At 59.2% G+C, this 19,562-nt stretch carries 20 protein-coding genes; 11 read left to right on the top strand and 9 right to left on the bottom strand.

The annotated features are described in order from the left end of the window. The first annotated feature begins 168 nt into the window (after positions 1–168). Positions 169–768 (top strand): biliverdin-producing heme oxygenase, encoded by a 600-nt coding sequence (locus AC07N8_RS14045; protein ID WP_493144117.1) that lies wholly within the window; start codon positions 169–171, stop codon positions 766–768. Continuing rightward, positions 765–2,999, top strand: coding sequence for an ATP-binding protein (locus AC07N8_RS14040; RefSeq protein WP_493144116.1), 2,235 nt, complete (start codon positions 765–767; stop codon positions 2,997–2,999). The genes AC07N8_RS14045 and AC07N8_RS14040 overlap by 4 nt, the downstream gene beginning before the upstream one ends. Here the strand turns inward: AC07N8_RS14040 and AC07N8_RS14035 are convergent. Next, positions 2,996–3,364, bottom strand: coding sequence for a VOC family protein (locus tag AC07N8_RS14035; protein ID WP_493144114.1), 369 nt, complete (start codon positions 3,362–3,364; stop codon positions 2,996–2,998). The two genes, AC07N8_RS14040 and AC07N8_RS14035, sit on opposite strands and share 4 nt — an antisense overlap. Positions 3,365–3,544: 180 nt before the next feature. On the opposite strand from AC07N8_RS14035, the gene AC07N8_RS14030 reads away from it, so the two are divergent. The 4 genes from AC07N8_RS14030 (at position 3,545) to AC07N8_RS14015 (ending at position 5,807) form a co-directional block, all read left to right on the top strand. Continuing rightward, entirely contained in the window at positions 3,545–4,117 is a 573-nt protein-coding gene (locus AC07N8_RS14030) for a DUF4174 domain-containing protein (RefSeq protein ID WP_493144112.1), read from the top strand. A gap of 475 nt (positions 4,118–4,592) precedes the next feature. Then, complete coding sequence (locus AC07N8_RS14025; protein WP_493144110.1) at positions 4,593–4,961, top strand: DUF6124 family protein; 369 nt, start codon at positions 4,593–4,595, stop codon at positions 4,959–4,961. Between the two features lie 15 nt (positions 4,962–4,976). Beyond that, positions 4,977–5,240, top strand: a complete 264-nt coding sequence (locus AC07N8_RS14020) for a hypothetical protein (protein ID WP_483842670.1) — start codon at positions 4,977–4,979, stop codon at positions 5,238–5,240. Positions 5,241–5,405: 165 nt separating this feature from the next. Continuing rightward, positions 5,406–5,807, top strand: coding sequence for a DUF6124 family protein (locus AC07N8_RS14015; protein WP_483842671.1), 402 nt, complete (start codon positions 5,406–5,408; stop codon positions 5,805–5,807). Positions 5,808–5,868: 61 nt separating this feature from the next. Here the strand turns inward: AC07N8_RS14015 and ampC are convergent, their stop codons facing one another. Next, positions 5,869–7,035: a class C beta-lactamase gene (gene ampC, locus AC07N8_RS14010; RefSeq protein ID WP_493144108.1), complete on the bottom strand. Its 1,167-nt coding sequence runs from the start codon at positions 7,033–7,035 to the stop codon at positions 5,869–5,871. A gap of 162 nt (positions 7,036–7,197) precedes the next feature. Here ampC and AC07N8_RS14005 point away from each other — a divergent pair, with 162 nt between their 5' ends. Beyond that, the gene (locus tag AC07N8_RS14005; protein ID WP_493144106.1) at positions 7,198–8,076 is read left to right on the top strand and encodes a LysR family transcriptional regulator; all 879 of its coding nucleotides are present in this window, start codon (positions 7,198–7,200) and stop codon (positions 8,074–8,076) included. Positions 8,077–8,745: 669 nt separating this feature from the next. On the opposite strand, the gene gudD is transcribed toward AC07N8_RS14005, so the two are convergent. Further along, positions 8,746–10,089 (bottom strand): glucarate dehydratase, encoded by a 1,344-nt coding sequence (gene gudD, locus AC07N8_RS14000; protein WP_493144105.1) that lies wholly within the window; start codon positions 10,087–10,089, stop codon positions 8,746–8,748. A 24-nt stretch (positions 10,090–10,113) separates the two neighbouring features. Continuing rightward, on the bottom strand, positions 10,114–11,460 hold the full coding sequence (locus AC07N8_RS13995; protein WP_483842675.1) for an MFS transporter: 1,347 nt from the start codon (positions 11,458–11,460) through the stop codon (positions 10,114–10,116). A 271-nt stretch (positions 11,461–11,731) separates the two neighbouring features. Between AC07N8_RS13995 and AC07N8_RS13990 the strand changes: the two genes are divergently transcribed. Further along, the gene (locus tag AC07N8_RS13990) at positions 11,732–12,448 is read left to right on the top strand and encodes a FadR/GntR family transcriptional regulator (protein WP_483842676.1); all 717 of its coding nucleotides are present in this window, start codon (positions 11,732–11,734) and stop codon (positions 12,446–12,448) included. Between the two features lie 3 nt (positions 12,449–12,451). Here AC07N8_RS13990 and AC07N8_RS13985 read toward each other — a convergent pair whose 3' ends face one another. Continuing rightward, positions 12,452–13,840 carry a surface-adhesin E family protein gene (locus AC07N8_RS13985; RefSeq protein ID WP_493144102.1) on the bottom strand — a complete coding sequence of 463 codons (1,389 nt, stop codon included), beginning with the start codon at positions 13,838–13,840 and terminating at the stop codon, positions 12,452–12,454. 86 nt (positions 13,841–13,926) lie between these two features. After that, the gene (locus AC07N8_RS13980; protein ID WP_493144100.1) at positions 13,927–14,844 is read right to left on the bottom strand and encodes a DMT family transporter; all 918 of its coding nucleotides are present in this window, start codon (positions 14,842–14,844) and stop codon (positions 13,927–13,929) included. A gap of 97 nt (positions 14,845–14,941) precedes the next feature. On the opposite strand from AC07N8_RS13980, the gene AC07N8_RS13975 reads away from it, so the two are divergent. Further along, on the top strand, positions 14,942–15,805 hold the full coding sequence (locus AC07N8_RS13975; RefSeq protein ID WP_059182490.1) for a LysR substrate-binding domain-containing protein: 864 nt from the start codon (positions 14,942–14,944) through the stop codon (positions 15,803–15,805). Between the two features lie 196 nt (positions 15,806–16,001). On the opposite strand, the gene trhP is transcribed toward AC07N8_RS13975, so the two are convergent. Beyond that, entirely contained in the window at positions 16,002–17,327 is a 1,326-nt protein-coding gene (trhP, locus tag AC07N8_RS13970; RefSeq protein ID WP_493144098.1) for a prephenate-dependent tRNA uridine(34) hydroxylase TrhP, read from the bottom strand. Between the two features lie 177 nt (positions 17,328–17,504). On the opposite strand from trhP, the gene AC07N8_RS13965 reads away from it, so the two are divergent. After that, positions 17,505–18,566 carry an AI-2E family transporter gene (locus tag AC07N8_RS13965; RefSeq protein ID WP_483842680.1) on the top strand — a complete coding sequence of 354 codons (1,062 nt, stop codon included), beginning with the start codon at positions 17,505–17,507 and terminating at the stop codon, positions 18,564–18,566. On the opposite strand, the gene AC07N8_RS13960 is transcribed toward AC07N8_RS13965, so the two are convergent. Together AC07N8_RS13960 and AC07N8_RS13955 are read right to left on the bottom strand one after the other, a co-directional pair. After that, entirely contained in the window at positions 18,563–18,745 is a 183-nt protein-coding gene (locus tag AC07N8_RS13960) for a hypothetical protein (RefSeq protein WP_483842681.1), read from the bottom strand. The two genes, AC07N8_RS13965 and AC07N8_RS13960, sit on opposite strands and share 4 nt — an antisense overlap. Before the next feature lie 100 nt (positions 18,746–18,845). Beyond that, positions 18,846–19,040, bottom strand: a complete 195-nt coding sequence (locus AC07N8_RS13955) for a hypothetical protein (protein ID WP_310269953.1) — start codon at positions 19,038–19,040, stop codon at positions 18,846–18,848. Positions 19,041–19,336: 296 nt separating this feature from the next. Here AC07N8_RS13955 and AC07N8_RS13950 point away from each other — a divergent pair. Next, the coding region (locus AC07N8_RS13950; RefSeq protein ID WP_493144095.1) for a transposase domain-containing protein at positions 19,337–19,562 on the top strand (226 nt) is incomplete at its 3' end.

The following is a 19,562-nucleotide window of genomic DNA, read 5'->3' as shown; positions in this document are numbered from 1 at the left end:
ACCCCATCCTCCTTTAGGTGCTACGGTGGAAAGCCAGCCATCATTCGCCTGCGAGTGACTTGTCGGCATTCCCCCGTGATCGACAAGGAAGAGGTGGCTCGTGTTCGCGTTAATCCCTATCGCTGATGTTCACCTCCTCGTCGCCGGTTATTGCCTCGACACGCCGTCGTGAAGGCCCCGCCGAAACACCTGCCGCTGATTCTCAGCGAACTGCGCGCCGCCACGACACGCCAGCATCAAGCGCTGGAACTGCGCATTCCTTTCTTCACCGCTGACCGGTTGTTGTATACGCGACTGATCGAGGCCTATTACGGTTTCTATCGTCCACTGGAAACCCTGCTGTTCCAGATGGCAATGACCATTCCCGATCTGGATTGGCTGATTCGCATCAAAACCCCGTCGCTTGAGGCTGACCTGTATGCCTTGGGGCTCGATGCGGCGGCTATCGATGCCATTCCGCTGTGCACATTTGCCTTTCAGACCGCCGCCATCGCCGATGTGCTGGGGGTGTTGTATGTCCTTGAGGGCGCCACGTTGGGAGGGCAATCGTTGCGTAGCGGGGTGTACTCACGCCTCGGAATCGATGAGCATCAGGGCGGTCGATTTTTTGCGGTGTATGGCACTGCGACCGGGCTGATGTGGCGCGCTTTTCTGGCGTGTCTGTATGAGATGCGCAGTCCGCTTCAACGGACAGGTTCAGTGGTAGCGGCGCAGGCGACGTTCGAGGCCTTCGAAGCCTGGCTTGAGCATTGCGAGGTCCTGGTATGAACCGCCTCACCGATGAACAACTCGACGCCGCGCTCGCCGAATGCGCCAGTGAAGCGATCCGGGTGCCGGGGGCGATTCAGCCGCACGGCGTGCTGCTGACGTTAAGTGAGCCCGCAATGCTCATCCAGCAGGTCAGTCGTAATTGTGCAGAGGTGTTCGATCAAAGCGCCGCGGCTGTATTGCAGCGACCGTTCACGACAGTGGTGGGCCACACAGCGGCAGAGCAGGTGCGTCAGGCGCTGTTGTCGAGTTGTCTGGAAGACGTAAATCCCGTGGTCCTGGAGATCGCAGGCCGGCCCTTCAACGCAACGCTCAGCCGTCATGATGGCGTGCTCATTGTTGAACTCGAACCGCTGCTCGACGCCGCTCAGGACCATACCGCTATCCTGCTGCGGGCCCTGCGGCGGATGCAGGCGGCGACGACACTGGAAGACTTGTACACCGTCAGCGTCGATGAACTTCGCCTGCTGAGCGGCTTCGACCGGGTGATGATTTATCGCTTCGAGCCGGCGGGGCACGGGCAAGTCATCAGCGAAGCGCTGGGCGGCGTGTTACCCGGTTATCTGGGCCAGTGTTTCCCCGCATCGGACATTCCACCGCAGGCTCGCGAGTTGTATCGCCTGAACTGGATTCGGGTGATTGCGGATGCGCGTTATGTGCCGGTGCCGATCCTTCCGGTGCTGCGCCCGGACACCGGACAGCCGCTGGACTTGGGTTTTTCACTGTTGCGCAGCGTGTCGCCGGTGCACTGCCAGTACCTGGAAAACATGGGCGTACGGGGTTCCATGAGCCTGTCGCTGCTGGCCAATGAACAGCTTTGGGGGCTGATCACCTGTGCCCATCCGCAACCGCTGTTGGTCAGTCATTCAGTGCGCACGATGTGCGCAGCCATTGCCCAGTTGCTCAGCATGCAGATCACGGCCCTGCAAACCCGCAACGAACAGCAGCAGCGAGAACAGAAGTCGCGCTTGATCCAAGAACTGACGGCGGCGATGCGCCTGGCTGACGACGATGTGCTGCAGGGGCTGATCAACCACCCGGATCAATTGCAGGAACTGACCGATGCCAGCGGCGTGGCGGTGCTGATCGAAGATCGACTCGAACTGTTCGGTGAGTGCCCGTCGGTTGAGCAGGTGCGGGCGCTGTACTTGTGGGTGCGCGAGCAATGCCTGGAGAGCGGCGAGCCACTGATGACCGACGCCTTGCAAAATCGCCACGGGTCGAGTGCGCTTTATAGCGACGTGGCCAGCGGTCTGCTGGCCTTCGTGCTGCCCAAGCCAACGGACAACGGCGTCCTGTGGTTCAGGCCGCAACTGCGCTCCAGCATGAAGTGGAGTGGCAATCCTGATGAGCATTTCAGTGCGGGCAGTGACAACCGCTTGCAACCGCGAACCTCGTTTGCCTTGTGGGAAAAGCTGGTAGAGGGACGCTCGCAAGAGTGGAGCACGGCGGATTATTACGCGGCCAGCGAGCTGCGCCGTAATGCGATCGAGAATGACCTGGCCCGGCAGGTCCACCGCGAGCATGAAGCGGTTCGCGAGCGTGACGAACTGGTGGCGGTGGTGTCCCATGACCTGCGCAATCCGATGACCATTATCATCATGCAGTGCGGCATGATGCAGCGCCTGGTCGCCCGAGACGAAGGCAAGCACACCGGACGCATGAATGCGGCGCTGGACACCATGGAGGGCGCGACTGGACGCATGAACGCCCTGATCGCCGACCTGCTGGACAAGTCGAAACTCGACGCCGGTCAGTACCCGCTCGAGCGCAAGCCGCTGGATGTCGTCGACCTGCTGGAGCAGGCGTGTGCATTGCTGGTGACGCTGACCTCGCACAAAAACATCGAACTCAACTGCACCAGCGCCCAAGGGCTGAGCTTCGACGCCGATCCCCAGCGGCTGTTTCAGGTGCTGTCGAACCTGCTGGGCAACGCGATCAAGTTCACCCCGGCCGGTGGGCGCATTGACGTTACGGCTTGGCAGGTAGGTGACAAGGTGCTGATTTCGGTGCGCGACAATGGCAACGGAATCCCTGCCGCGCATATACCGCACATTTTCGAACGCTATTGGTCGACCCGTGAAGGTAACCCCAACGGCAGCGGACTGGGCTTGTACATCTGCCGCGCCATCGTGCGGGCCCATGGCGGTGAACTCTGGGCGCAGAGCGAGCCTGGGGTCGGCAGCGAATTCACCTTTTCCATTCCGGCACTGGTGACTGTGGTTGCTTAGGCCCGAGTGAAAATCTCCAGCAGGTGCCCGTCCGGGTCATCGAAATACACCCGCCGTCCTCCGGCATCATCATTGATTTCTTTCGGCCGCTGCTTGCCCGGGTCCGCCCACCACGGCTGGCCGCATGCTTGCAGGCGCGCAAAGGCATTGTCGAAGTCGTCGTCACCGATCAGAAACGCATAGTGCTGCGATGCAATCGGTGGTTCGTTGTTGTAGAAGTCCAGGGACACGCCGTTGTCGAATGTGACGATCAGCATCGGGCCGAAAGGCTCGGGGGCGGGCAGGCCGAGGAGTTCGGTCAGGAAATTCGCGGAAATCTGCTTGTCGCGGCACCAGACGATGGTGTGGTTCAGCTGAGCGCTCATGGAGTCGTCCTCACGGCGGTTCAGGTGGAGCGCTATATGCGATCAGATTAGCTCAGTCTGTTGCGCAATGACCGCCCTGACCTAAGCTTGGGTCAAGGCGAAACACAATTGCGGTGCGTCACCCGGAACGAACGCCGCGATGCGCAATCATTAGAGCGTGGTTATCAAAAGGAGATGCGCATGCTCATCAGGTTTTTGACCCTGACAACCTTGCTGGCTTTCGCCGGTCCCTTGTTCGCAGCCGAAAGTGATTCACCGCTGGATATCGAAAAAGGCCGGTCCCGGCCCTTGATTATCATTGCGCCCAGCACCGTCGATCCGGTCTGGGTCGGGCTGAAAAAGTCACTGGACGATCCGGCCAACAAGGAGGGTATCGCCCAACGCAATATCCGGGTGTACAGCGTGCTGAACATGTTCGGTCAGCTCGACGGCAAGGACCTCGGTCAGCAAGACACCATGGCGCTGATCCGCTCCCTGAAACTCGGTGCGGGGGCGCTGCCCAAAGTGATCCTGATCGGCAAGGATGGCGAGAAGAAGCTTGAGAGTTCGGGGGATGAGTCAAAATCGGTCGATTTGAAGAAAGTGTTCGACACCATCGACGCCCTGCCAGCAACCGAAAAAGAAGCCACCGCACCGCCGGTAGTGACCCCGCCTGCAGAGGCGGAGCCGGTCAAAGGCGCAAAAGGCACCAAGGCCACCAAGAATGGCAAACCCGCCAAACCGACCAAACCCCCTGAAATGCCGGATGACTGAAAGGTCCTCTGAACAACTCCATACCTGTGGCGAGGGAGCTTGCTCCCGCTGGGCTGCGAAGCAGCCCCCCACCTGTCGCGTCATGCACTAATAACTCACGACTGCCGCGCAGGCTTCGTCAGCAGCTACAAAATCGGTACGTCCTAGGACGAAGTGCGCAGGCTTCGGACATTTCCTTCAAGACGTGTCGTACTTCGTGAACTGGTGCGCCTCCCTCCCTGCCGATATCTTAGTCGGGCCGCTGCAAAATCAGCGGTCGGATGTGGAAGTCTGTCGTTGTATAAAGGAGCCTGAACGGCCAAAACACATGATGGCGGTATTTTATGCCAACATTGTCATGTTATGGCGGCTGTTCGCGGGGCACTCTCCAGTGCGCCAGGTTCTCCTTTAGCCTGGTCTTCCACACCTGCGTTCAGCTGCCACCCTCATGTGGAAGTGAGATGGGTAGCTCCATTACTTTAAAGGAGCTTCACTATTGAAAAAGATCACTCCAAATCCTCCCGAAACTTCGACAGATACCGATCCGCTCGATCTTTCCGAAACCACAGAACGCGCCGTCAGCGCTCGCTTGCGAAACCCCAGTCATACCGACCCGATCAGCCACGTCTTCACGATCACTCCGGGCGTCGATTCAACAACCCTGCTAAGTCATGCCTGCGAAACCCTGGCATCGCTGAATGTCCTGATTACGGATCTGGCCTGCAAACTGGAAAGCTCGAAACGTAACGTCGCGCTCTCGATTCAGCAGTTGGCGGTCATTGCCGAGTTGTTGGTGAACCAGGCGCTGGATAACGTTGATCCACCCGAAGGAGCGCCTGTCGTTCAGCCACCGGTACAGCATTGAGAGAGGAAATCACTGATGGCCAGATATATGCCGATTACGGGCATCGATTGCCAAATTGCGTCGTTGCTGATTGATACGGATGCGCCGGTGGATGTGTTGCATGACACTGCGGCCTATCGCATTCGTAGCGTGACCCAACTGCTGGAAACCTTGTCCGTGGGCGAGGGGATGGGTCGTGATGCCTTGTTGCTGCAGGATTTCGCGCGAGTGTTGGCGATTCCGCTGCGTGATGGCTGTGATTTGATGGATGTGATCGGACGACGATTGCAGCCGCAGTAACAACAATGGGCGATCCAAGCGATCGCCCATTTTTTTTGCGGGTGAAGTATCCGCCTTCACGGGCGTCGGAAATTTCCTTCAAGTTGTGTCGCACTTGATGAACTGGTGTCTGTCAGCCCACACCGCTAGCCTTCGTGGAAGTCCGCGACATCGAGGGACCCAAGGATGAAAACACCCGTGAAAAAAGGAGCCTCGCCTGTGAAAAAGTTCAGCAAGCCTCAAGCAGAAACCCCTGACGATACCGAGCATCCCGCGTCTGTGAAAGTGTGCGGTACCGCCGTAGTAGCGGTCATTCCACGCCCCAGAATTATTTCCTCGCCCCAGCCTATATTCGCCATTGCCCCCGGGGTCGACACGCGGACGCTACTGAAACAAGCTTGCGATACCCTCGCGTCGCTGACGGCCCTGCTCGAGAATTTTGCCGCCAGACTTGAAGCGCCGAACCGCGGTGAAATATTTTCGATTCAGCAGTTGGCCTTGGTCGCCGAGTTGTTGGTGGCTCAGGCGCGGGACAACCTTGCGGCGGATAGGGAAGCGTCTGCCGGTGAGCCAGAGACCCGGCATTAAACAGGCGTAAAAACGAAAATGGGTGACCTCAAAGGGTCACCCATTTTTCTGTTGCTACCGGTTATTCGCTCAAGGCACTCAATATCGTGTGGGCGATTTTGATCCGCTCCGGGTTCGGGTAGTTTTTGTTGGCCAGGATCACGATGCCGATGTCTTTGGAGGGCACAAACGCGACGTAGGCACCGAAGCCGCCAGTGGAGCCGGTTTTGTTGAGCAACACGTTTTCCGGTTGCGGCTGCGGCGGATTCAACCACTTGACCTCGTGCGCTTGCATTGCCATCTCGGTCGAGTTGCCGGCGAGCAGCCGATCCAGCGTGACCGGGTAATGGTAGGACTCCCAACCCAGCCCCTGTGTCGTATCGCCCACGGTGTAGTACCCGGTGTGGGTGGTGGCAATGGCTTGCTGCAATGGCTTTTCCAGTGCTGCCGGTTTCATGTTCGCTTCAACATATCGAATCAGGTCCGAGGCGCTGGTTTTCACGCCGTAGGCTTCGGAATCCAGCGCGCCCGGCCCGACACGTACGGGATTGTCGTCCTTGTTGTAACCCTGGGCGTAGAGCCCCATTTGCGCTTGCGGGACCTTGAGGTAGGTGTGCTTGAGGCCCAGTTTCGGCAGCAAGGTTTTTTCCATCAGGCTATCGAACGGCTGGCCCATGCTGTGGGCGGCAAGATAGCCGAACAGCCCGATGCTCGGGTTCGAATACAGGCGATGGGTGCCAGCAGGGTAAACCGGCGTCCACTGTTTGAAGTAACTGAGCATCGTGTCTGCATGGTCAGCGTCGTCGGGGAACTGCAGCGGCAACCCGCCAGCGGTGTAAGTGCCCAGTTGCAGCACGCTGATGCGGTCGAACGCACTGCCGTGCAATGCTGGTAAAACGGTGCTGGCAGTATCGGACAGGGACAGTTTGCCGTTGGCTTGCGCATACCCGGCCAGCGTGGCGGTGAAGGTTTTGCTGACCGAGCCGATTTCGAACAAGGTGTCCTTGCTCACTGGTTGGCGATCTTCCTTCGAGGCTACGCCGTAATTAAAGTAATGCTGCTGTCCATTTTGAGTGATCGCGATGGCGAGCCCGGCAATGTTTTGTTGCTGCATGACCGGACCGACGGCGGCGTTCACCAGGATTTCGAGTTGCTGGTCGGACGGTGTCGCCGCCAAACAGGAGGCTGTCCCGAGGAAAAGTGCGAAAGCACCGTAGGACTTAAGCCTTGGCAGTTTGTGTTTGAACATTTCTGATCCACTCTTCATGAGTTGTGATGATGTTAACCCGCTACACTCCATGCGCTCTTGCAAATCGGGCTACCTGATAGGCGAGCCAAATCTAGGCAGTCCGCCGAGCGTCGACAAACGACGATATCTCGGGTGAGCCATTAGAAAATCTATGGAGTTGGCATGATTCGTCCTCACTTGCCGCTGAATGCCTTGCGCGCTTTCGAGGCCTCCGCGCGCCATTTGAGTTTCACTCGGGCAGCGGTGGAGTTGTTCGTTACGCCTGCGGCGGTGAGTCATCAGGTCAAAAGCCTCGAAGCCCAACTTAACGTAACACTGTTCAAACGCCTGCCGCGCGGGTTGATGCTGACCAGTGAGGGTGAAACCTTGCTGCCGGTACTGCGTGAGTCCTTTGACCGAATCGCCGAAACACTTGAGCGATTCGAGGGCGGGCACTATCGGGATGTGTTGACAGTGGGGGCAGTGGGGACGTTTGCGGTCGGGTGGTTGTTGCCGCGGCTGGCGGACTTCCAGGAGAAACATCCGTTCATAGATTTACGGCTGTCGACCAATAACAATCGGGTGGATGTGGCCGCTGAAGGGCTGGATTACGCCATTCGTTTTGGCGCTGGTGCCTGGCACGGGATTGAAGCGTTGCGGTTGATCGAAGCGCCGCTGTCGGTGCTGTGCGTTCCCGAACTTGCTCGGCAGCTAAACGCGCCTGAGGATCTGTTGAAACAAACGTTGTTACGTTCCTACCGTACCGACGAGTGGCCTGAATGGTTTTTGGCCTGCGGGTTACCGCCCAACACGGCACCCACCAGGAATATTGTGTTCGACTCATCGCTGGCGATGATGGAGGCCGCACTTCAAGGTGCAGGCATTGCATTGGCGCCGCCGCTGATGTTTTCCCGCCAACTGGCGGCGGGTGCCATTGAACAACCGTTCGCCATCGGCATCACCACTGGCAGCTACTGGCTCACCCGCTTGCAGTCGCGCCCCGAAACGGCGGCGATGACGGCGTTCAAGGAGTGGTTACTGCAAGCGTCCAAAATGGATTAACCAACACCACCCTTGTAGGGGCGAGCCTGCTCGCGAAGGCGGAGTGTCAGCCAATATCAATGTTGGATGTACCAGCCTCTTCGCGAGCAGGCTCGCTCCCACATTGGTTCTGTGGTTGGGCCGGATATTTGCGTACGACCTCAGTCCCCTGGGGGAGCGAGCCTGCTCGCGATGGCGGCGTGTCAGGCGACATCCACGTTGAATGTGCCGGCCCCATCGCGAGCAGGCTCGCTCCCACATTGGTTCTGTGGTTGGGCCGGGTATTTGCGTACGACCTCAGTCCCCTGTGGGAGCGAGCCTGCTCGCGAAGGCGGAGTGTCAGGCGACATCCATGCTGGATGTGTCGGCTTCTTCGCGAGCAGGCTCTCTCCCACATTGGTTCTGTGGTTGGGCCGGGTATTTGTGTACGGCCTCAATCCCCTGTGGGAGCGAGCCTGCTCGCGAAGGCGGCGTGTCAAGCGACATCCATGCTGGATGTGTCGGCTTCTTCGCGAGCAGGCTCTCTCCCACATTGGTTCTGCGGTTGGGCCGGGTATTTGTGTACGACCTCAGTCCCCTGTGGGAGTGAGCCTGCTCGCGAAGGCGGTGTGTCAGGCGACATCCATGCTGGATGTGTCGGCTTCTTCGCGTGCAGGCTCGCTCCCACAGGGGTAGTACACCGGCAGTAGGTCAGCGCACCAGGCACGGCCGTTTGTTATCGAATTTCCAACCCGGGATCAGGAATTGCATCGCCACGCTGTCATCCCGCGCCCCCAGCCCCATGCCTTTGTACAGTTCATGGGCCTTGGCCAATTGGTCCATGTCCAATTCAACCCCTAGCCCCGGCTTCTTCGGCACCTGCACGCAACCACCGACGATTTGCAGCGGGGCCTTGGTCAAGCGCTGGCCGTCCTGCCAGATCCAATGGGTGTCGATGGCGGTGATTTCACCCGGCGCAGCCGCCGCGACGTGTGTGAACATCGCCAGGGAAATATCGAAGTGGTTGTTGGAGTGCGAGCCCCAGGTCAGGCCCCATTCATGGCACATCTGCGCGACACGAACCGAACCCTGCATGGTCCAGAAATGCGGGTCGGCCAGCGGAATGTCCACCGATTGCAACTGAATGGCGTGGCCCATTTCCCGCCAGTCGGTGGCGATCATGTTGGTCGCGGTTTTTAGCCCGGTGGCACGCCGGAACTCGGCCATGACTTCGCGGCCCGAATAACCGTTTTCCGCGCCGCACGGGTCTTCGGCGTAGGCCAGAACGCGGTGCTGATCGCGGCACAAGCGAATGGCTTCCTTGAGTGACCACGCGCCATTCGGATCGAGCGTAATGCGCGCGTCCGGAAAGCGCTCGGCCAGTGCAGTGACGGCTTCGATTTCTTCATCGCCACTGAGCACGCCGCCCTTGAGCTTGAAGTCCTTGAAGCCGTAGCGGGCGTGGGCGGCTTCAGCCAGACGAACCACAGCATCTGCGGTCATGGCTTGCTCATGACGCACACGGAACCAGTCGTTATCGGCGTCCGGTTCGCTGCGGTAGGCCAGGTCTGTCTGCTGGCGATCACCCACGTAGAACAGATAACCGAGCATCTTCACTTCGTCACGCTGCTGACCTTCGCCGAGCAGGGCGGCGACCGGCACGTCAAGATGCTGGCCGAGCAAGTCGAGCAGGGCGGCCTCAAGACCCGTAACGGCGTGAATGGTGATCCGCAGGTCGAACGTCTGCAAACCGCGCCCGCCAGCATCGCGATCGGCAAAGGTCTGGCGCACTTGATTGAGGATCTTCTGATACGTGCCGATCGGGCTGCCAACCACCAGCGCGCGGGCGTCTTCCAGTGTCTGGCGAATACGCTCGCCACCCGGTACTTCGCCGACACCGGTGTGACCGGCGTTGTCTTTGAGAATCACGATATTGCGGGTGAAAAACGGACCATGGGCGCCGCTCAGGTTGAGCAGCATGCCATCGTGGCCGGCCACCGGAACTACTTGCATGCTGGTGATGATCGGGGCTTTTGCGCAGTCTTGTGGGTGCATTTTCTTGTCCTTATAAACAACGGATCAGGCGTGGTTGGGCGTTGGTTTGCCCAGCGCAACGGCCGGTGCGGTTTTCGGTGTGTTACGTGCGGCAAAGACAATGATTGCGGCGATGATCGAGGTCGCGGCCAACCCGTACAGGCCGCCCTGAATCGAACCAGTGTGTTCTTCCAGCAGGCCGAAAGTGGTCGGCGCAACGAAGCCGCCGAGGTTGCCCACCGAGTTGATCAGCGCGATCACTCCAGCAGCAATCCGCGCATCCAGATACGCCTGAGGGATTGGCCAGAACAGTGACGAAGCGGATTTGAAACCCAGTGCCGCAAAGCAGATCGCAACAAAGGCAAAGATCGGCCCGCCCGTGGTCGACATGAACATCCCGGCGGCGGCAATCAACAGCGCAGCAGCCACCCAGGCTTGCTGGTGTTTCCATTTGGCGGACAGGGAAGCAAAGGCATACATGCCGATGATCGACAGCAGCCAAGGGATCGAGTTGAACAGCCCGACCTGAATGTCACTCAGATCGCCCATCTTCTTGATGATGCTCGGCAGCCAGAAGGTCGCGGCATAGATGGTCAGCTGGATGAAGAAGTAGATTAGGCAGAACAAGATGATCTGACGATCCTTGAGCAGTTTGCCCAGCGACGGCTTGATCGGCGTCGCGGCTTCGCGGGCCAGCTGTTCGTCCTCGATGGCGTTGACCAGCGCATCCTGTTCTTCGCGGCTCAGCCATTTGGCGTCGTGGGGTTTGGAGTCCAGCCAGAACCAGACGAACACGCACAGCCCGACCGAAAACATCCCTTCAATGAAGTACATCCACTGCCAGCCGTGCAACCCGAAACCGTCGAGTTGCAGGAGCAACCCGGACAGTGGGCCGGAGATCAGCGAGGCCACCGCCGAGCCACTGAGAAAGATCGCAATCGCCTTGCCGCGCTCGACGCCTGGCAACCAGCGCGTGAAGTAATAAATCACCCCCGGAAAGAACCCGGCTTCGGCCACGCCCAGCAGGAATCGCAGGATGTAGAAGTGGGTTTCGTTCTGGATGAACGCCATGCCGGCGGCCACCAGGCCCCAGGTCAGCATGATGCGGGTCAGCCAGATGCGTGCGCCGACTTTTTGCAGGAGGATGTTGGAGGGAACTTCGAACAGCGCGTAACCGATAAAGAACAACCCGGCACCGAGGCCGTAGGCGGCAGCGCCGATCCCCAGGTCGTGTTCCATGTGGGCGCGGACGAAGCCGATGTTCACACGGTCGATGTAGTTGACGATGAACATGATGACGAACAGCGGCAGGACATGGCGTTTGACTTTCGAGATGGCGGACTTCAGGACCGAATCGGCACCGTCGTGCATCCCTGATACGGATGTATTCACTTGGTTTCTCCCACTGATTATTTTTATGCGGGGTGCTGCGTTGTTGATAGACATCATACAACTGCGTTTTTTTAATGCGCAAGGGGGTTTGTCCAACAAAATGGTGACGTTTAAGTGATTTTTTATGCTTTTGTTGGCAGTGATGGGCGGACTTCTTATCAAAATTCGGTTCAGTTGTTGAGTGTTGTCATACAAGTTGAACGCTGTTTTCTGAAGATCCCAATCCCGCGCGGTGCTACGATTCCGTCAGCCCCGTTTCCGGATCATCGCCATGCAACATGACCTCGACACGCCAGCCCCAAGGCGCAGCCACAACCTCGCGCACGATCTGGTCGCCAAGCTGACCCAGAGCATCCTGCTTGGCCAGATGCTGCCGGGGGACAAGTTGCCGTCGGAAAACTCTATCGTTCAGGCACACGGCGTCAGCCGCACGGTGGTGCGCGAGGCGATCTCGAAATTGCAGGCGTCGGGGCTGGTGGAAACCCGTCACGGCATCGGCACGTTCGTCATCGAACGCGCGCCGGAGCAGGGCTTGCGACTGAACGTCGATACTGCATTGGGGGTGCGCAGCATTCTGGAGCTGCGCATGGGCCTGGAAACCCAGGCCGCGGCGCTGGCGGCGACGCGTCGTACGGATCTTCAACTGGCGCAGATGCGTGAAGCGCTGGACGATTATCAGAGCTTGCTGGCCAACAACGACAGTTGCGTCGAGGCCGACAAGCGTTTCCACCTGTTGATCGCCGAAGCCACCGGCAATGTGTGTTTCACCGACATCATGCAGCACCTGGGCAGTGCGATGATCCCGCGCACCCGCGTCAACGCCGCCGAGCGCGGGGCGGCGGATTTGAGCAAGCTGGGGCAGCTCGCCAACCTCGAACACGAGGCGATTCTAAACGCCATCAAGCGCCAGGACCCGGACGCGGCGCGGGCCGCGATGTGGCTGCACCTGACCAACAGCCGCGACCGTTTTTCCACGGGTGGCGCCTGAACTTTATTCTTCGACTTCGAGCAACGTTGTCGCGCCGCTTGGGTAAGCGGCCCGGAAAAAGTAACCGTACTCCTCAAGGTAGTAATACTTGCTGCCGCGACTGGTGGCCGGATCGTTGTCGAATCGGCAGCTGATTTCCTTGGCGCCGCCGTGCAGTTGCTGATTGACCTGACTCGCCTCGAATACCCGTTCCACGGTGCACAGAAGCCGTTCGGACAGCGTTCCTTCGCCGTCGAGCGTATGGCGCTCGCGTTTTTCCGTGCGTATTTCCAGAGCGGCGCCCACCGGCATTTTTTGCCAGTCGCCGGTGAAGCCGAGTTGCACGGTATCCGTGGCCCCGGAGGTGGGGAGCGAACGTCGGTTGTCGGCCAGCGGGGTCTGCTGAGCCAGGGTGATCAACCCGCGGAACGAGATCGTCCAGCGATCGACCGGCGCATCCTTCCATCGCTGGCGCACCTGGCCGCTCTGCGGGTCGGTGTCCAGGAGCAATGTGATTCCCGATCCCGAATACGTGCTGGATCGGGTCACCACGCGCTTGAGTGTGCGGGCGGGCGGTGAAAGCTTGAGGTCGTTGATCGCCTTCAGCACCGACGCAGGGACAGGGGCTGCTGTGAAGCTTTGCGGCGTCTTGATGCGTGAGGTGTAGGCGGGCAATGTCGAGCGCTGCGCGGTTGAGCCACAGGCTGCATTCAACAACAGCCTGACTGCTGCGCCAGCCTGTGCGAAGGCATGTTGCCCCGGATTGTTCAGCACTTCACCCAACGCCACCTGATGGGTCTTGCCGAGTTTGAATGTGCTTAAAACGCGGTAGGTCTGGCGAGTGCAATCCACTTCGTAACGTTCGCGGGACTGCCCGTAAAGCTCCATGTTGCTTTTGTCTGAAAGCAATACGGGCTCGTCGATGGCGCCCCAGAAATGACTGACGCCACCTTCGGTCTTGACGCTGTTGACGTCGATCATCAACCAGCGCTGGTCTTCGCTTCGTTGGACGATGCGCCAGTCAGACGCTGCCACGCGAACGCAGGCTTCGCCGAACGAGGGGTTTTGCGTCAGTTCGGCCGCCAGCACCTTGGGCACTTCCGGTGTCAGTTGCTGATGAACGCGACTTGAATCCGGTCTGTCGGAAAAGTATCGGTCGAGAAACAGCATTTTCACGTCAGGGGTGCTGCAATCGGTTTGCAATTGAACAACGCTCGGCAAGCCATTGGCCAACATCGGCGGGGTATGCACCTGATAGCTGATGATGTCGCCATCGCGCATCACCGAGTTTTCCAGCGGTGCCTGTTTGAACACCAATTGCACGGTCAATGCCGGCGGTTGATACGTTGGCTGGGGGTGGCTGGCGCAGCCCGACACTATCCCTAGCGCGCAGGCCACAGCAAAACGGTTCATGAGTACTTCCTGGCGATGGCTTCACGTTCATGTGAACAGAGGAGGTCGGCATCGCACGGCGATTCTTGAATCGATTTCGCTTGGCTTCATGGCTGGGCGGGCCGCACCGCGATCACTGCAGGTCGGCGTTCGAGATTCAGCGCCAGCACACTGATCAACACCACGAGGGCACCGACGCCGACCGTCAGCGTTGGCTGTTCACCCAAGGCATAGGCCGCCATGGCCATCGCCGTCGGCGGGATCAGGTACAGCGTCATGGTGGCGCGGCTCAAGTCCACGTGCGCCAGTACAAACGCCCAGGCCAGATACGCCAGCGCACTGGGAAACACGCCTAACGCCAACACCGCCCACTGCACATGAGCCGGTGCGCTGACGACCTCGCTGGCCAGTCCCGGCAGGTAGATCAGCAGCAGCGCCGAGCCCGACCACACCGTGTAACACACCAGTGTCAGGCCGTCGTAGCGCCCGGTTTGATGCTTCTGCAAGGCAAAGTAAAAACTCCACGACAGCGCCGCCAGCAGGATCAGTAATCCGTGAACGTCGACGCTCCCCAGTCCGCGATCACCGGCCACCACAATCACCACGCCGAGCAGCCCCGCCACGATGCAGCCCCAGCGCCAGAAGCTCACCCGGTCCTTGAACACAAAACGCGCCAGCAATGTGCTGAACAACGGCGTCGACTGCGCCAACACGCTGGAGGCGCCGGCGCTGACATGCTGTTGGCCGATGTTCAGGACAACGTGATGCAGGCTCACCGCAAAAAAACCGAGCACCATCAGCAGCGGCAGGTCGCGAAACCTGGGCAGGCTGATACCTTTGAACGCGGCAATGACAGCCATGAACACAGAGGCAATCAAAAACCTCAGCAAGGCCAGATGGCCGGGGTCGTAGGCCTGCAAGCCGATATGAATGCCGGTCGGCGAATAGCCCCAGCAGGCGATGACAAAGGCCATCGCCAGAATGATTTTGAGCGGTGAGTGAGCGGGGCGGGTGAGTGGTTTCATGGTCGGGCACCTTGGGTGTATGTGCCGAGTATCTGAAGCTGAACAGTTCACCACAACTGACTTATACTGCGTAAACTGTTCACTTTTGGTGATGATTATGGAGCTGGCGCAGATTCGCATGTTCAAGACAGTCGCCGACGTCGGCAGCATCGCCCGGGCCGCAGAGTTGCTGCATTGCGTGCCGTCCAACATCACGGCGCGGATCAAGGCGCTGGAGACGGAGTTGGGCGTGGCGCTGTTTTTGCGTGAGGGCCGGGGGCTGCGCATCAGCCCGGCGGGCCAGACGTTTTTGTCTTACGCCTCGAAGATTTTGGCGCTGACCGTTGAAGCCAAACGCGCGCTGGACCCATCCGCCGACCCCTCCGGGCCGCTGCGCATCGGCGCCATCGAATCCTCGGCCACCGGCCGGCTGCCGCGCCTGTTGGCGAAATTCCACAAGCGCTATCCCGCGGTGGCGCTGGAACTGACCACGGGCACCTGGGGCCAATTGCTGGATGACACGCTTAACCATCGGCTCGACGGTGCGATTGTCGCCGTTGATGTCGAACGCTCCCAACTCAAGCGCACGCCGATGTACCGCGAAGAGCTGTTGCTGATTGCCTCGACATCGCTGGGGCCGGTGCGTGGCATCGCGGACTTGCAGGACAAGACCGTGTTCATGTGGCCCCAGGGCTGTCCGTACCGAGCGGCGCTGGAACATTGGTTACTGCGTCAGGGGCAGGCGCTGCCGATTGTCAGCCTGGCCAGTTATGGCGCGATTGTCGGGTGCGTCAGCGCGGGGGCCGGCGTCGCGCTGGTGCCTAAAGGGGTGTTTGATCAGTACGCGAAAGGGGCGGGGTGTGCAGGGTTTGAGTTTCCTGAACTGACGGCCATCGACAATCTGTTTTACTGGCATGAAAACGCCGGGGTTCACCCGGCGCGAGAAGCGTTTGTGGCGATGTTGCGTGAGGAGTTCGCGTGATTATCGGAGGGACACCGCTGCTTATGTGGCAAGTGGCTTTTGTGGCGAGGGAGCTTGCTCCCGCTCGGCGGCGAAGCCGTCGTAATCCACAGAATGCGATCTGCCTGATGTATCGCGATGGCAGTTTTTGGGGGCGCTTCGCACCCCAGCGGGAGCAAGCTCCCTCGCCACAGGGGTGTGTGCAGGCTCATTGATTTCAACCTGCGCAAACATCACGCATCAACAACCCGAATTTCAGATCCACCGCATTCGGAATCGGCACATACACCGTATGCCCATCCCCCGGCGCCACTTCAATCGGCTCGCCTTTGCTGTTCTGCAACTGATGCAAATCGAAATGAAAGTTGCCCTTGGGCGTCATCAATTCCAGATGATCCCCCAGTGCAAACCGGTTCTTCACCTTGACCTCCGCCAGTCGCTCACGGCGTTCACCGGTCAACTCCCCGACAAACTGCTGTCGCTCCGACACCGAGCTGCCGTGCTGATAATTCTGGTATTCGTCATGCACATGGCGGCGCAAAAAGCCTTCGGTATAGCCACGCTGCGCCAGCGACTCCAGATCGGTCATCAGGCTGCGGTCGAATTCACGCCCGGCGACGGCATCGTCAATCGCCCGGCGATACACCTGCGTGGTGCGTGCGCAATAAAAATGGGATTTGGTCCGGCCTTCGATCTTCAGCGAGTGCACGCCCATGTGCGTCAGGCGCTCGACATGCTGCACGGCGCGCAGATCCTTGGCATTCATGATGTAAGTGCCGTGCTCGTCCTCAAAGGCTGGCATCAGCTCATCCGGCCGATTGGCCTCCTGCAACAGGAACACCTGGCCGGTGGGCGCGCCAATACCCAGGGTCGGTTCGGGCTGATACTGCTGGACGATCTCGCCCAGCTGGTTTTCCGTGGCCGCGTGCGCCGAATATTTCCAGCGGCAGGCGTTGGTGCAGCTGCCTTGATTGGCATCGCGTTTGTTCATGTAACCCGACAGCAGGCAGCGACCGGAATACGCCATGCACAGCGCGCCGTGGACAAACACCTCCAGCTCCATGGCCGGCACTTGCTGGCGGATTTCTCCGATTTCTTCCAGGGACAGTTCCCGCGACAGGATGATCCGGCTCAAGCCCTGTTGCTGCCAGAACTCGACACTCGCCCAGTTCACGGTGTTGGCCTGCACCGACAGATGAATCGGCACCTGCGGGAAGTGCCGGCGCACCAGCATGATCAAGCCCGGATCCGACATGATCAGCGCGTCTGGCGCCATGGCGATCACCGGCGCCAGGTCCTTGAGGAAGGTCTTGAGCTTGGCGTTGTGCGGCGCGATGTTCACCACCACGTAAAAACGCTTGCCCTGGGCTTGGGCTTCCTGAATGCCGAGGGCGAGGTTGGCGTGATCGAACTCGTTATTGCGCACCCGCAAGCTGTAGCGCGGCTGGCCGGCGTACACCGCATCGGCGCCGTAAGCGAAGGCATAACGCATGTTTTTCAGGGTGCCGGCAGGGGCGAGCAGTTCGGGGGCAAGAAGAGTCATGGCAGGGGCAGTCGCAAAAACCGTGGAGGGTAAGCGCGTTGCCGGCGGCGTTCATTGATCTGGATCTATGCTTGATGAACAAACGGATGGCACTCGCGCGAACCGTGGCGGACTAAGCAATAAGGACGGCTCTTCATTTCAGGAGTCTGAGTCCCTGCGCACTGACACGGATCGGACATGAACGAAGAAACCGTAAAAAACAAATCACTGGTGGTCTTGCTGGGGCTGGTGACTGCTGCGTTTATCTGGATTTTGTTGCCGTTTTACGGCGCGGTGTTCTGGGCGGTGATCCTCGGGATCCTCTTTGCGCCGATGCAACGTCGACTGCAACTGAAGCTGGGCTGGGAACGCAACCTGACGTCGTTGCTGACGCTGAGTATTTGCCTGCTGATTGCGATCCTGCCGGTAATCGTCCTCGGTTTCTTCCTGGTTCAGGAGGGAGCGACGCTGTACAAAAGCATCGAAAGCGGAGAGCTGGACATTGCGGGGTATGTGTCGCACTTCAAGCACAGCCTGCCGCCGTTCTTTCAGCATTTGCTCGACCGGTTCGGAGTGGGGGAGCTGAACGGGCTGCGGGAAAAAATCATCAAGAGTGCGGTAACGGGCAATGAGTACTTCGCCACCCAGGTATTCAGTTTCGGCCAGGTCACGTTTGATTTTGTGGTGGGCTTTTTCATCATGCTCTACCTGCTGTATTTCTTTCTGCGTGACGGCGCCGAGCTGGCACGCAAAGTTCGCGCGGCCGTGCCGTTGGAGGAACACCAGAAACGTCGGCTGCAACTCAAGTTCAATCGCGTGGTGCGGGCGACGGTGAAGGGCAACCTGCTGGTGGCGATCACGCAGGGCGCGTTGGGTGGTTTGATTTTCTGGTTTCTGGACATTCCGAGCGCATTGCTCTGGGCGGTGCTGATGGCGTTTCTGTCGCTGTTGCCAGCCGTGGGGGCGGGGATCATCTGGGCGCCGGTGGCAGCGTTTTTTTTGCTCAGCGGGGCGATGTGGCAGGGCGTGGTGCTGGGGTTGTACGGGGTTTTTGTGATCGGCCTGGTGGATAACGTGCTGCGACCGATCCTGGTGGGCAAGGACACCAAGATGCCGGATTACCTGATCCTCATCTCGACCCTCGGCGGTCTGGCGATCTTTGGCCTCAACGGCTTCGTCATCGGGCCGCTGATCGCGGCCCTGTTCATGTCGAGCTGGGCCATCTTCATTGAAACCAAACCGAAGGTGCAGTTGCCTTAGGCGCTGAGGCGACCTTGGCCGATGCGTTGCGACAAGGCTTGAGCAGCCGGCAGCGAAGTGAGCGGACCGCTGATCGCTTCACCGTCCTGCATCAGGTACCAGCAGGCGAGCAATCCCAGCTCTCTGAGCGGTGCGGGAACGGCGCTGCCAACAACGGACATGATCTGAACCTGGGACATAAGTACCTCCATCAATCGATGGGGCTACCTTACGGACCCGGCGCTGAAACGGACAATCAACGCTTTCGATAGTCGTCATTGACGCCGATGAGTATTTGCCTCAGTCGACGACCAGATCCAGCATGTGAATCACTTCCTGCTCGTTGAGCAGGCCTTTGCGCACCAGGTTTTCGGCCAACAGCGAAAGGAACTTGGCACTGCGATGGCCTTCCAGGTGCTTGAGTTCGGTCAAGGCGTCGTACACCTTGCTGGAAGTGCACAAACCGACATTGCGGTGCGGGTTTTGCGTGGGCATAAGGTCGTCCTTGTTGTTATCAACCTGTTATTTGCGGACAGATCCCAGCTTGCGGACCTGACATGACATAAATATGACCGTTTGGCGCAAGGCGAGGGCGGGTCGACTCAATCTTGCCAATTTGCGCCGCCGACGCTGTCCCCACAGCGACCTTGACGCGATTTATCCAGACGTTCGCCGACGAACGGTCACAAAAAAGCCCCGCTGTTGAGGCGTAATGCTGTTCACTTAAGTATTTGAGTCTCAGCAAGGCTTCATCGAAAATCCGATGCCAGACCTCTGGCATCGGATTTTTTATGTCTGTTCAACAGGACCTGCTCGACCTCGGCGACCTTTTCAACTTCTGCGATCTGAGCACCTTCACCCAAAACATTCCCATAGAGTGGGTAGCCTCTGCGCTGGATCTTTCCAGTCAGGCCACCATTCGCCGGCGTCGCCTGCCCGCTGATCAAGTGCTTTGGCTGGTACTCGGCATGGCGCTGTTTCGTGACGAGCCGGTTCACGAGGTGGCCAGACGTTTGA

It is taken from the genome of Pseudomonas sp. GW821-FHT10C09 (genome assembly GCF_059415465.1).
The sequence above is the reverse complement of the archived record's forward strand: the minus strand, read 5'-3'. Positions and strand labels throughout refer to the sequence as shown.